Annotated in this window: 12 protein-coding genes and 1 riboswitch; of the genes, 10 read left to right on the forward strand and 2 right to left on the reverse strand. The window is 41.5% G+C overall.

The features are described from left to right. Positions 1 to 6: 6 nt before the first annotated feature. Complete coding sequence (locus tag LC455_RS32000) at positions 7 to 90, forward strand: hypothetical protein (protein ID WP_354669989.1); 84 nt, start codon at positions 7 to 9, stop codon at positions 88 to 90. A gap of 86 nt (positions 91 to 176) precedes the next feature. Here the strand turns inward: LC455_RS32000 and LC455_RS32120 are convergent, their stop codons facing one another. After that, positions 177 to 383 carry a YjcZ family sporulation protein gene (locus LC455_RS32120; RefSeq protein WP_440446438.1) on the reverse strand — a complete coding sequence of 69 codons (207 nt, stop codon included), beginning with the start codon at positions 381 to 383 and terminating at the stop codon, positions 177 to 179. Between the two features lie 363 nt (positions 384 to 746). Here LC455_RS32120 and LC455_RS29510 point away from each other — a divergent pair, with 363 nt between their 5' ends. The 9 genes from LC455_RS29510 (at position 747) to LC455_RS29550 (ending at position 10,786) form a co-directional block, all read left to right on the forward strand. Then, the gene (locus LC455_RS29510; RefSeq protein ID WP_369075775.1) at positions 747 to 1,028 is read left to right on the forward strand and encodes a hypothetical protein; all 282 of its coding nucleotides are present in this window, start codon (positions 747 to 749) and stop codon (positions 1,026 to 1,028) included. 179 nt (positions 1,029 to 1,207) lie between these two features. Then, positions 1,208 to 3,145 carry a putative thiazole-containing bacteriocin maturation protein gene (locus LC455_RS29515; RefSeq protein WP_223596422.1) on the forward strand — a complete coding sequence of 646 codons (1,938 nt, stop codon included), beginning with the start codon at positions 1,208 to 1,210 and terminating at the stop codon, positions 3,143 to 3,145. Further along, positions 3,145 to 5,085 carry a TOMM precursor leader peptide-binding protein gene (locus tag LC455_RS29520; RefSeq protein WP_223596423.1) on the forward strand — a complete coding sequence of 647 codons (1,941 nt, stop codon included), beginning with the start codon at positions 3,145 to 3,147 and terminating at the stop codon, positions 5,083 to 5,085. Before LC455_RS29515 ends, LC455_RS29520 begins: the two co-directional genes overlap by 1 nt. 22 nt (positions 5,086 to 5,107) lie before the next feature. Beyond that, the gene (locus tag LC455_RS29525) at positions 5,108 to 6,688 is read left to right on the forward strand and encodes a SagB family peptide dehydrogenase (RefSeq protein WP_223596424.1); all 1,581 of its coding nucleotides are present in this window, start codon (positions 5,108 to 5,110) and stop codon (positions 6,686 to 6,688) included. A 120-nt stretch (positions 6,689 to 6,808) separates the two neighbouring features. After that, positions 6,809 to 6,917: riboswitch (TPP riboswitch) on the forward strand. A gap of 151 nt (positions 6,918 to 7,068) precedes the next feature. Next, positions 7,069 to 7,653, forward strand: a complete 585-nt coding sequence (locus tag LC455_RS29530) for a thiamine phosphate synthase (RefSeq protein ID WP_317851497.1) — start codon at positions 7,069 to 7,071, stop codon at positions 7,651 to 7,653. Position 7,654: 1 nt separating this feature from the next. Further along, complete coding sequence (thiO, locus tag LC455_RS29535) at positions 7,655 to 8,794, forward strand: glycine oxidase ThiO (protein WP_223596426.1); 1,140 nt, start codon at positions 7,655 to 7,657, stop codon at positions 8,792 to 8,794. A gap of 2 nt (positions 8,795 to 8,796) precedes the next feature. Further along, on the forward strand, positions 8,797 to 9,000 hold the full coding sequence (gene thiS / locus LC455_RS29540) for a sulfur carrier protein ThiS (protein ID WP_223596428.1): 204 nt from the start codon (positions 8,797 to 8,799) through the stop codon (positions 8,998 to 9,000). A 2-nt stretch (positions 9,001 to 9,002) separates the two neighbouring features. After that, entirely contained in the window at positions 9,003 to 9,770 is a 768-nt protein-coding gene (locus LC455_RS29545; RefSeq protein WP_223596429.1) for a thiazole synthase, read from the forward strand. Next, on the forward strand, positions 9,767 to 10,786 hold the full coding sequence (locus LC455_RS29550) for a thiazole biosynthesis adenylyltransferase ThiF (RefSeq protein WP_223596430.1): 1,020 nt from the start codon (positions 9,767 to 9,769) through the stop codon (positions 10,784 to 10,786). Before LC455_RS29545 ends, LC455_RS29550 begins: the two co-directional genes overlap by 4 nt. 156 nt (positions 10,787 to 10,942) lie before the next feature. Here LC455_RS29550 and LC455_RS29555 read toward each other — a convergent pair whose 3' ends face one another. Next, complete coding sequence (locus LC455_RS29555) at positions 10,943 to 12,547, reverse strand: sodium:solute symporter family protein (protein ID WP_440446440.1); 1,605 nt, start codon at positions 12,545 to 12,547, stop codon at positions 10,943 to 10,945. Positions 12,548 to 12,728 lie beyond the last annotated feature (181 nt).

Raw genomic sequence — 12,728 nt, forward strand, 5'->3', positions numbered from 1 at the left:
ACATATATGTATCACTACAATTATAAAAGATTCCAAAAACGACTAAACCATCGTGCTCCAGTTGAATATCGGATCACGATGGCTGCATAGTCTTTTTAGAGCTGTCTACTTGACGGGGTTAAGTCCATTAACTGGAGCCTTTTTCATATTCCAAACATCTTACCCTGCGCCATTTATTAGATGAAGGACGCTCCAACAATGATAAGAAGTATGAACAATACTACGATTAAAACAAAGCTGTTACCAAAGCCGAAACCTCCGTAGCCATAACCGCCGCATCCGTATCCAAACATATTTATCACCACCCTTTGTTTTTCTAAAGAGAAAACCCTTTTCCATATATATATATTTTTTAAGAGAAGGGACGATTGGACAAACATCATAGTGACAAAAAAAAATCAGTGTTTTCTTTAAAAGTAAAGAGACGTCTGCAATACATGCAAACGTCCCTTTGGAGGTAAATATTTATGTCTTTGGCGGTGGCAATAATAATATATGTCAGATTATTAAAATGGAGTGGACAAGTGCTGATTTAATGAAGAAAAATTTTACTATTATGAAATAGGCTTTTACATCAGTAACAATGACCTAAAAAGAATCATAATTTGTTTAAGAGAGTACGAGAAGGAGCCTACATGGGTTAATAAAAAACTATTCAACTCTCTATACAGGTGGATAACCTGATTATAAATAGCAAAGGGGAGGAAAATATGCAGAATTTCCATAATGATCTTCAATCCTTAGGGATGGATCCTTACCAAGTGGGTCAGTTAGTTCCTATGGATTTTCAAACTCAAGATGCTAATCTTTTTGACGACAGGCGTTGTGGTGGCTGTGGTCGTTGCGGCGGCATGTGTGGTGGCTTTGGTCGTTGCGGTGGCTTTGGCCGTTGCGGTGGCTTTGGTTTTGGTCGTTGCGGTGGATTTTTCCGTTGCGGCGGCTGTGGTAGTTGCTTCGGTTTTAGTTGTTTTGGTATTGGTTTTAGCTGTTTTGGTTTTGGTTTTAGCTGTTTTGGTTTCTGGTGGTAATTTTTGGAAAAATCTATTGGAAAGAAATGCCCCTTCTGCAGGGGCATTTCTTTTTTACCGATAGGAAAGTAGCTGCTTTCCAATCGGCAAGTTGGCTTTATTTTACTCATATTGGACAAATAAAAGTACATAAACTGATAGTGCATATCTAGGAATAATTTGAACGAAGGAGGAGCTGAATGACAGAACTAAACACAAATTCACGTCTCAAGGTGAAAAGAGATACCTTTTATTTACCTGATCCACAAGGTGGTGTGTATTTTAGAAATAATCAAAGTTCATTCCGCTTGGAAGGCGGTACCATCTATCAATGGATTGAAAAACTGATGCCAATGTTCAACGGGGAGCAATCATTAGAACGTATAACAGAAGGATTAACACCCCCATATCGTAACAGGGTATATGAGATTGGAGAAACATTGTACAAGAATGGTTTTGTTCGAGATGTAAGCCAAGATCATCCCCACCAATTAAATAGCAACATTCTCGAAAAGTACGCTTCACAAATTGAATTTATCGAGAGTTTTGTAGATTCCGGTCCGTACCGTTTTCAACAATACCGACAGGCAAAAGTTTTGGCTGTTGGCTCAGGATCCTTTTTGGTTTCATTGGCTGATGCCCTACTTGAATCTGGGCTTCCGAAATTCCATTTCATGATGACGGATTCGGTACCAACAAATGAGGTACGGATTCAGGAACTCGTTCGCAATGCCCGCAACGATGACTCCGAGGTGATGGTAGAACAAATACGATATCACGCTGATGGCAGGGATTTTTGGCAAGAAGCTGTACAGCCCTATGATTGGATCCTATATATCTCTCAAGATGGAAATGAAAAAGAGCTTAGGGAGTTAAATAGGGTGTGCAAAGAGGAGCGGAAGGTATTTGTACCGGCCATCTGCTTAGACCAAGTGGGGCTTGCTGGTCCAGTGGTTCATCCTGAATCAGAGGGATGCTGGGAATCCGCATGGCGCCGAATCCATCAATCTTCCTTGCAGTTAGATCGACAGCAGCAATCTTTTTCGGGTACAGCCGGAGCGATTCTTGCTCATGTCATGGTATTTGAATTTTTTAAAAAGGCTACAGACATAGCAGACTCCAATCAGAGTACCAAAATTTACAATCTTGATCTTGAAACACTGGAAGGAGACTGGATTTCATTCATTCCCCATCCATTGGTTGAGAATTATGATGTTTCGCCTCGACTAGTGGAAGTTCTCGATGTAGGGTTAAAGCAAGAAGAGAGTGAAAAGGATCCAAATCATACCATCTTGGAGTATTTCAATCTTATAACTTCTGTAGAAACAGGTATTTTCCATATCTGGGAGGAACGAGACCTGAAACAGCTTCCTCTATCACAGTGCTATGTTCAAGCTGTTAATCCAGTTTCAGAAGGACCGGCAACTCTCCTGCCGGAGGTGATCTGCTCAGGATTAACACATGAGGAAGCAAGAAGGGAAGCAGGACTCACAGGTATAGAAATGTATGTCTCGCAAATGATAAAGGAATTTACAGATCGGAAAAATAGTGTGAATATACATGGTCGATTCATGGGCGTAGGTGCGGGAGAAACAATCCAAGAGGCAGTTTGTCGAGGTCTTCAGGCATATATTGATGAAGAATTGAAACAAAGAAAGGCCAATCATAACAGCACGATTTTCCAAATTCCACTGGGAACGATAGAAGATCAACAGTGCCGAATATATTTAAATGCCTTAACAACCTTAAATGGTGCACCGACAATCGGCTTGAAAGAGGATATTCTAGGATTCCCTGTCATCGGGGTACGATCGAATGGACGATGGTACACAAGGGCAGGTTTAAATACGGCATTGGCATTACGGTATTCATTACAACAGGCGCTGTTGGATGCGCAAAACGACTTGAATGTAACCGAGAGGGAAATGGAGTCAGCTGTTTTTCTGAAAGAAAAGAAATTTAAGCTCGATATCCCCTCATGTGCAGAAATAACACAATTGGAGTTATTGCAATCTTCATTACAGGTGTTGAACAGAAAGAACAAACAGCTATTCATTTATGATCTTGCGTTCGAACCTTTTTTAAAACAAGAATTGGCAGGAGTTTATGGTGTACAGGTCCGAGAGGGGGAATTCTGATGGCTGCCCAGATTCTTATTGAGGGACAGGGATTATTAGCGGATTTTGTCTCTGATCGATTGTCCGTCAGCTATCTCGTTATGCGTCAAAGCCTATTAGAAGAAATCCCCGAAGACACAGAATTCGCGCTTGTACTAAACGATGCCTGGAATCCATTGGATCATAAAAATGCGGAAGAAAGATTCAGGAAATCAGGAATACCCTGGCTTCGGGGATTCATCTCCTTTGGGGAGGGAATCATCGGTCCGATCGTACGTCCCGATAGACCAGGATGTTCTCGTTGTGCAGACATCCGGCGCATATTAGCTGGACCCGATCGCCGTGAGATGTGGGGATTTCAGATGAGCAGGGTTAGAGGAGAAGGTGGAATGCGAGATGCTTGGGTATCACGAACGGGTCTATCGCAAATCGCCGCGTTGATATGTAACGAAGTACAAAAAGTTTTTCAAGGGGAACCAAGCCATTTGGAAGAAAGGTTCTTCATTATGAACCTGAGGACGTTAACGAACTCTATTCATCCTTTCTTGCCAGATCCATTATGCCCCATCTGCAGTCCATTACCTGATGACACACCGGAATTGGCTCAAATCAAGTTGGAATCCAGTCCTAAAATAAATAGTATGGGTTACCGCACACGTTCGATGGAGGAATTGAAACCATTACTCGTCAAGGATTACCTCGATTATCGCAGTGGGGTGATGAATGGTAAAATGCAGGATTTCTCACTGCCGTTCGCGGATGTATTAATAAACCTGCCGCTGTTTGAAGGGGATGAGGGAGTAGCGGGAAGGTCTAATTCTTATGAAATGAGCGAGTTGACTGCTATTTTGGAGGGCTTGGAACGATATTGCGGAATTGAGCCGCGAGGAAAAAGAAAGATTGTTCGCGACAGCTATCACAATTTAGAAAAAATAGCATTAAATCCAGCAAGGGTAGGTTTACATGAAAAAGAACAATATAAAAAGCCCCATTTTCCGTTTAAAGCATTTCATCCTGATACCCCGATGAATTGGGTTTGGGGCTATTCGTTCTTACAAGAGCGACCTATTTTGGTACCGGAGTTACTAGCATATTACAGTTTGGGTTATGGGGAGTGTTTCGTTTATGAAACCTCCAACGGATGTGCATTAGGGGGGAGTTTAGAGGAAGCGATTTTCCATGGAATCATGGAAGTCGTTGAGCGGGATTCCTTTTTGTTAACCTGGTATGCCAAACTTCCTCTTCCGCGCATTGACCTTCTTTCTGCCAACGATAAGGAATTACGGCTGATGGTCGACCGAGTAAATGAAGTGACAGGTTATGACCTTCATTTTTACAATTCGACGATGGAGCATGGAATTCCAAGCGTATGGGCACTAGCAAAAAATAGAAAATCCAAGGGGCTAAACCTGATTTGTGCAGCCGGAGCGAACCCTGATCCTGTAAGGGCCGTAAAAAGCACGATTTACGAGCTTGCAGGAATGATGGCTAGACATGACGAAAAATTGGATAAAAACCGACAGAAATATAAAGATATGCTGCATGATCCGTTCGCAGTACGTACGATGGAGGACCATGGTTTGTTATACGGTCTTCCTGAAGCTGAAGAACGGCTGGATTTTATATTAGATGATAAGCGTCCATTACGTACGTTTGCTGAAGAATTCAAGCAGCCTCCGGCCAATTCTGATTTGAAGGATGACCTATTGGATATTTTAAACAGATTCCGCCGCTTAAACCTCGAAGTCATTGTGGTTAATCAAACAACCCCAGTTATAGAACGGAACGGATTATTCTGTGTAAAGGTTTTAATTCCAGGAATGTTACCAATGACGTTTGGTCATCACCTTACCCGTGTGAAAGGGCTGGAGAGGGTACTCAAGGTACCGATGGAGCTAGGATTTAAGAAGACACCGTTATCATACGAACAACTAAATCCATATCCTCATCCATTTCCATAATTGAAGAGTAGGAGGTTTAAGTTTGGAGCTCGATACATTTCTATACAATTTGCATTTTGACCAGGAAAAAATCTTTCCGCCTGATTGGCAGGTGGACTGGGAAGATGGACCCCTGCCATATAAACTGTATCGCGGCTTACCAGTGATTCCTCTCAACACAGAAAAACCTTTATCCCTCAAGCGAGGAGATTCTCAGCAAAAACCAAGTCTGGAGGAGCTTGGCCATTTCTTATGGTATGTATATGGCCTAACACAATATTCACAAACCGCAATAAACGTTGGAACTTATGAAAATGATGTCATGTTTGCCCAATCAAAAAGGAGATTTGTTCCCTCCGGAGGAGCGTTGTATCCGAGTGAATTATATGTTTATGTTAATCTAGAGGGTGCTCCAAATGGAATTTACCATTACGATGTAGCCCATCACCGCCTTGTTTTGCTGCGAGAAGGAAACTACGATTCCTACTTATCTAGAAGTCTTGGTAACGGTTTTGATATTTCAAACAGTTTTTGCACCGTTTTTGTCTCGACGATGTTTTGGAAGAATTACTATAAATACAATAACTTTTCTTATAGACTCCAAGGGTTAGATGCAGGAGTGCTAATAGGGCAAACGTTGGCAGTGGCCGATCAGATTGGGTTTTCCTCTCGCGTATGCTATCAATTTCTTGATCCGGCCATCAATCATTTACTGGGATTATCTGAAAAGGAAGAAAGTGTATATGCGGTTATTCCATTAACCATACATCAACCTATCCATTATGTTGACAATGAGAATAATAGAGACATTGTTTCTGCGACTGAATTATGCAGGGAAATTCCCACGTTGAAACATGTTTATTATAACCGATCAAAGAGAGTCCTTGATTATCCGATGCTGAGAAAACTTAATGAGGCATCGAGGATGGAAACGACTGAGTCATTTGTGAAAATCATGAAAAATAAAAGTAAAAAGCTTTCCTTAAGTGCTGAGATGTTATTTTTGCCCTTAACAGAACACGTATCGTACGATTTCGCATCCATTTGCAGGGAGCGTCATTCACTTGATAGCGATTTTGTTTTGGGAAATGTAAGTCAAATTCAACTTTCGACTTTGTTAAAAGAGACATTTTCCTTCTCGTATCAAAATGACCTCGATGGAACAGAAGGGCAGATAGAGACTCGTTTTTCACTGTATGGCAGTCTTTATAACGTCGAGGGCGTTCCAAATGGTACCTACTCCTATGACATTAGTACTCATGCCCTACGGAGAATTAATCAGGGTGATTTCCGGCAACTTTTACATTTTGGATTAACAATGCCCAATGTGAATCTGTTTCAAGTTCCGTTATGTATGCATGTCGTTGGAGATAAGGATTACAACAAAGAGGAATTAGGGTATAGAGGATATCGTATTCAACAGATGGAGGCGGGCATTCTCGTGCAGCGGCTGCTCCTAGCTTCGGGTGCCTTGGGGATGGGGGGCCATCCATTGCTGGGTTTCGATGTGAACCAATGTGATGAACTTTACAGGATCAATTCGAAAGGAAAAACCAGCTTGATTAAAATCCCTGTTGGAACTTATCGTCCCCGCGCCTGGTTAAAGGGAAGTTTGCGAAGCTAGGTTTTATTGCAAAAATAAACTATTATGAAGGTTCCCTTAGTATAAAAAAGTTATTTAACTTTTCTAACCGAAGTGTTAATATTATTCTTAAAGGTTAACATTACAAATTAATATTTTAAGCAATTCCGCTAGAGGTGCCTTTTTAAAGGGCTGAGATTGAAGTGTAACTTCGGGACTCTATGAACCTGATCTGGGTAATACCAGCGTAGGGAAGTGGAAAACTGGATATTTGGAGAACCATCGTTTTTATTCAAATTTTCGACCACTTCCGTAAACATTTGGAAGTGGTTTTTTGTTTTTCACTTTAAATCATAGATAAGCGGAATCTTCTCAAAGGGGGGACTTGTATTTTCACTAGTTTTAATGGGAAAGAGTTCCATATTATCTCCAATGGAAAAATGCCGATCGAGCAATTATGTGAAATTGTAATGGATATTCACCCATATGTAACCGCGATTCACTTACGAGAGAAACAAAGATCAGCTAGGGACCTTTTTCAAGCAGTTGAACTTTTAACAAAGAAAAACATACCGCTATCTAAGATCATTATTAATGATCGGGTCGATGTTGCCTTCGTAACAAGTGTCAGGGGAGTTCAATTAGCCTTTCATAGTTTAGATGCAGACCTTGTAAAAGAAAATTTTCCTCAACTTATGCTAGGGAGTTCTATTCACTCCTACGAGGAAGGAGAAAAAGCAAAAGAGAAGGGTGCTGATTACCTCCTATTCGGTCATGTTTTCCCTTCACAGTCAAAACCGGGTAAGACCCCAAAAGGGTTAGAAGAGTTATCGAGGCTAACACAACTATACATTCCTGTTATTGCCATCGGAGGTATAACCCCAGAGAATACGGGGCAGGTACTTCAGGCAGGGGCAAAGGGGATTGCCGTCATGTCAGGAGTCTTAGAAGCGTCCGATCCGTTATCCGCTGTAAAAACATACATTCATGCATTGGAGGAGGGGTAAAGTGGAAAATTCATTTGATGTTGCCATAATTGGTGGAGGAATTAACGGGACCTCCATTGCCTATCAACTATCAAAAATGGGAAGAAAAGTAATCATCATTGAGAAAGATCAATTGGCTTGCCAAGCGTCAAGTGCGGCTGCCGGAATGCTTGCAGCACAAGCGGAGATTGAACAAGACGGTCCTTTATTCCAGCTGGCTTTAAAAAGTCAGGCGATGTTTTCTGCAATCACAAGTGAGTTGTATGAATATTCAGGTATCGATATCGAGTATGTGAATAAAGGGATGTTCAAAATTGCTGAAACCGAAGAAATAGCAAACGAAGTAAAAAAACAGGTCGCCTTTCAAAGGAAATGGGATCCAACGATTAAATGGCTGGATGCAAAGGAATTACAAGAAATGGAACCGTCCCTTTCGCCAAATGTAGTCGGAGCGATGTATCTCCCTAACGATGGGCATGTGCAGCCAGCAAAGTTAACCGAAGCGTTTGCCAAAGCGGCTGTCTATTTTGGGGCGGAAATACGTGAAAACACCGAGGTCCTTTCGTTTATTTTTGAAAATGGACAGGTGAAAGGGATTATAACCACCAAAGGCATCATACATAGCGAGCAAGTGGTCGTAGCAACTGGGGCTTGGGCGGCGAAATTAATGCGTGAATCTGGGCTGGATATTAGTGTTTACCCTGTTAAAGGTGAATGCTTTTCGATAAGAACAGATAAACCGATCATCAACACGACGATTTTTTCCGATAAACGCTGTTATCTGGTCCCAAAACGAAATGGGGAAATTTATATTGGGGCGACCATGATTGAACATACCTTTGATAACAAGGTAACGCCAGAAGGAATTACTACATTAATAGAAAGAGCCTCTCAACTTGTTCCTCAGATTAAGGAGGCAGCGTGGGAGCGGGTGTGGTCGGGAATTAGGCCGCAAACTTCCGATGGACTTCCTTACCTTGGTGAGCATCCCAACTGGAAGGGACTGTTTGTTGCCTCGGGGCATTTTCGAAATGGGATTTTATTAAGTCCGATTACAGGGAAACTAGTAGCCGATCTATTGGCAGGCAGATTGCTAGATGAGAGTCTTCTCTCAGCATTTCAACTAGAAAGACCTAAAGAAAAGATAGGTTTAGGAGGTTAAATATGAAGGTATTATTGAATGGCGAGATGGTCCAATTGCCAGAGCATGTCTTGTTTGTTTCAGATGTTCTTAACCATTATGAAATCCATGATAAGGTCGTTGTCGTGGAAGTGAACGGTGAGATATTAACCAAGTTAGAACACCAAAGTACTAGATTGGCAGATAAAGATAAAATTGAAATAGTCCATTTTGTAGGAGGCGGTTGATTATGTTAAAAATCGGTTCATTATCCTTTCATTCTCGTTTGTTACTGGGAACGGGAAAGTATCCAAGCTTTGAAATCCAGAAGGAAGCCGTGGAAGTTTCCGAAGCAGAAATCCTTACGTTTGCGGTTAGACGTATGAATATTTTTGAATCAAGCCAGCCGAATTTTTTAGAACAGCTAGACACTAATAAATATAAGCTTCTGCCAAATACAGCAGGAGCAAAAACAGCAGAAGAAGCTGTTCGGATCGCCAAATTAGCGAAGGCTTCAGGGCTATGCGATATGATAAAAGTAGAAGTAATCGGCTGTGATAAGACCTTGCTTCCTGACCCGATTGAAACCCTAAAGGCTACAGAAGAATTAGTGAAGGAAGGATTTATTGTCCTCCCTTATACCTCCGATGATGTAGTTTTAGCCAGGAAACTTCAAGAAGCAGGCTGTCATGCTGTCATGCCAGGGGCATCGCCAATCGGATCTGGTCAAGGAATCATCAATCCCGTTAACCTGAGCTTTATTATCGAACAAGCAGTCGTTCCTGTGATTGTGGATGCAGGGATTGGCTCACCAGCGGATGCGGCTTTGGCAATGGAATTAGGAGCGGATGGAGTGTTATTAAATACGGCTGTGTCAGCGGCCAAGGATCCGGTCAAAATGGCCAAAGCGATGAAATTAGCGATAGAAGCGGGACGATTAGGCTATGAAGCCGGTCGAATCGAGAAAAAGAGATATGCAACAGCAAGCAGTCCAAAGGAAGGAATGAGTATTGGGTGAATAATCGGTACTCAAGGCAAGAGCTATTTTCACCGATCGGAAAAGCAGGGCAGCAACGAATTTTCAATAAACATGTACTCATTATAGGAGTGGGAGCACTTGGGTCAGGTTGTGCGGAAGCACTCGTCCGCGCTGGAATTGGAAAACTAACCATCGTGGATCGTGATTATGTGGAATGGTCCAATTTACAGCGGCAGCAGTTATACTCAGAAGAAGATGCCAAAAACCGGATTCCCAAAGTGATCGCGGCTAAAAATCGCTTAACAGCTATTAACTCGTCTGTGGCCATTGAGGCCATCGTTGGGGATGCTACAGTCGTAGAGCTGGAAGGCTGGGCAGAAAAAGTGGATTTGATAATGGATGCAACAGATAATTTCGAAACCAGAATGATCATCAACGATGTATCGCAAAAAGTTGGTGTCCCATGGATTTACGGTGCTTGTGTTGGAAGCTATGGAATTTCCTACACGATTATTCCTGAAAAGACACCTTGCCTTTCGTGTTTATTAGATACGGTTCCTCTAGGAGGATTAACCTGTGACACAGCAGGGATTATAAGTCCAGCCGTGAATATGGTCGTTTCTTATCAAATAAGTGAAGCAATGAAAATTTTGGTCGGTGATATGGATTCCTTGCGAAACAAACTCGTTTCTTTTGATTTATGGAAAAATCAATTTAGTGCCGTTCAAGTGGATAAATTGAAAAAAGAGGATTGTCCTTCATGCGGCAATGAACGCTCTTATCCTTATTTGTCATTTGAAAACCAAACAAAAACAGTTGTCCTATGTGGAAGAGATTCTGTGCAGATTCGTCCTTCCATTCCTACCGTAATGGATTTAGAAGCTATTGAAAAAATATTGGCAGAAATTGGGGGGGCAGTACAGCGAAACCCTTTCCTTTTATCTTTTACGGTGGGTTCTCACCGATTGGTCGTTTTTAAAGACGGAAGGGTATTAGTACACGGTACGAAGGATATTACCGAAGCAAAGGCGCTATACCATCGATACTTGGGTTAATTTGAGTAATCCAGAGGGACGGTTCTAATGGTCAAATGGTATTCGGTTTCTGACCACAGGAACCGTCCCTTTGGCTTTGTGATGACAAGCACCATACTTTTAGTGATTAAGAAACGCGGCTTCATATAGAAGCCGCGCTTTTTTTATGTGTTGATTTCAGGATACTCTAACTGGTTTGTTACGTAAAGGGATTGGCGGGCATTTATGTCGAGTGAAATAGGAGACTACTAGAATAGTAACCCATCCTGCAAGCATGGCGGTGGTACGGAATGGAAAATAAACAATACCATGCTCTGTCATTGGATAATGAATGATAGCAGGTAAGCCGAGTAATGGTTCCCCGCCACCGATTCGCAATACTAAAGCGACAATAAATCCAGCTAGTGAACCATACCAATTTACACATTTAAAGTATAAAGCACTAGTCAGCTGAGGAAATAAAATACAATAAATTAGGTCGCTCGATAAGTACCATAATGTATAGACACTTTTTGCATTTATGGCAATTAATGTAGCAGTTACACCAACAATGACAACAGTTCTTCTAATTACTTTTTGAAGCTGCTGAGGTGTTGCTTTTGGTTTTACTAATGGTCGATATACGTTCCAAGAAGCCATACCAGAAGCCGAAAGTAATGATGCTGCTACAGCTCCCATAACAGCTGCGGCTAAACCGCCAAGCGCAATAGCACCAACAATATCCGGGGTCATAAATTTAAATACATAGGTGAGAATCATTGAAGAACTTTCCGGAGCTGACGTTCCAAAGGATGCCCAGTTGGCTTTAAATCCTGCAATTCCTATTAGGGCCGGAGGAATTGCAGCTATGAAACACAAGATTCCTGCAGTAATAGACAACCACATAGCAACATTTTCATTTTTTGCCGAAAGCACGCGTTGGAAATAAATTTGCCAAGGGATACCGCCAAAGACAAGTAAGCATGCTAAATCCCACCAATACCAATACTGATTTCCCCAATGTGGATCCTTCCATCCCATTAATGGAGGGAAGAGGCTCATTGAGTCCTTCATGCTGCTTGCGTAATGGTTAAAAGCCGTTGACAGCCCTCCAACATGACCAAATGCGAAGGGTAAAACGAGTATTAAACCAACAAACATAATGGTGATTTGCAATACATCTGTATGAGCAATTGCCCAAAGACCACCAATTATTGTGTATCCAATAGCAACAACCGCGGAAAAAATAATCGATACGGTAAAGCTTAATCCAAGAATCACTCCAATCGCCGTACCTAAAGCAGTTAAAATCGCTGCACTCCAAAATAACTCACCGAGTAGAGCAGGAATATAAAGAAGTCCAGCCATCTTTTTACCGAAACGTTCTTCTAATGGATCCAACATTGTAGTAAATTCGAGTCTACGCATTTTTCTTGCGAAGAAAATGCCCCCAAATATTAAACTTAATGAGTACGCCCATGGCCCCTGTGTCCATACGATCCCAGAACCATAAACAGTTTCTGCCGTTCCTGCAATGTATCCTCCACCGACCCATGTTGCGGTCATAGTAAACATTGAAATCCAAAGGGGCATTGACCGTCCGGCGACAAGCATATCATCTGTTTTTCCTTTGTGTTTTGCTACTGCTTTGGCACCAACATAATAAAACGTACAGTAAAGAAGAAGCATCATTAACAAACCTGGCCAATAAATGCTTTTTTGAGAATAGAGAGAATAAATCACACTAAAACTAGTAAATACAATAAAACCCGCTAGTGCTGTTTTAAATGGAGTCCAAAATATTCGCTTTGGTCTTTCTTGTTGATCGATGGTAATAGTTTGTACATTGTCTTGTGTTTGAGTTGCTTCATTTCCGCCCAAATTCATACCTTCTTCCAAATGGTTTTATTAGGAGCTTATTTATATCATCACTTAACATCTAATGATTTCTAGAATTATATATTGAAAGGATTGGTACAACTTG

The sequence above is a fragment of the Neobacillus bataviensis genome (genome assembly GCF_019969725.1).

What these genes read in the sequence shown, in the direction of transcription:
- LC455_RS32000 (WP_354669989.1), top strand. Translation starts at nt 7, where the DNA reads ATGTATCACTACAATTATAAAAGATTCCAAAAACGACTAAACCATCGT.
- LC455_RS32120 (WP_440446438.1), bottom strand. Translation starts at nt 383, where the DNA reads ATGATGTTTGTCCAATCGTCCCTTCTCTTAAAAAATATATATATATGG.
- LC455_RS29510 (WP_369075775.1), top strand. Translation starts at nt 747, where the DNA reads ATGGATCCTTACCAAGTGGGTCAGTTAGTTCCTATGGATTTTCAAACT.
- LC455_RS29515 (WP_223596422.1), top strand. Translation starts at nt 1,208, where the DNA reads ATGACAGAACTAAACACAAATTCACGTCTCAAGGTGAAAAGAGATACC.
- LC455_RS29520 (WP_223596423.1), top strand. Translation starts at nt 3,145, where the DNA reads ATGGCTGCCCAGATTCTTATTGAGGGACAGGGATTATTAGCGGATTTT.
- thiS (WP_223596428.1), top strand. Translation starts at nt 8,797, where the DNA reads ATGAAGGTATTATTGAATGGCGAGATGGTCCAATTGCCAGAGCATGTC.
- LC455_RS29545 (WP_223596429.1), top strand. Translation starts at nt 9,003, where the DNA reads ATGTTAAAAATCGGTTCATTATCCTTTCATTCTCGTTTGTTACTGGGA.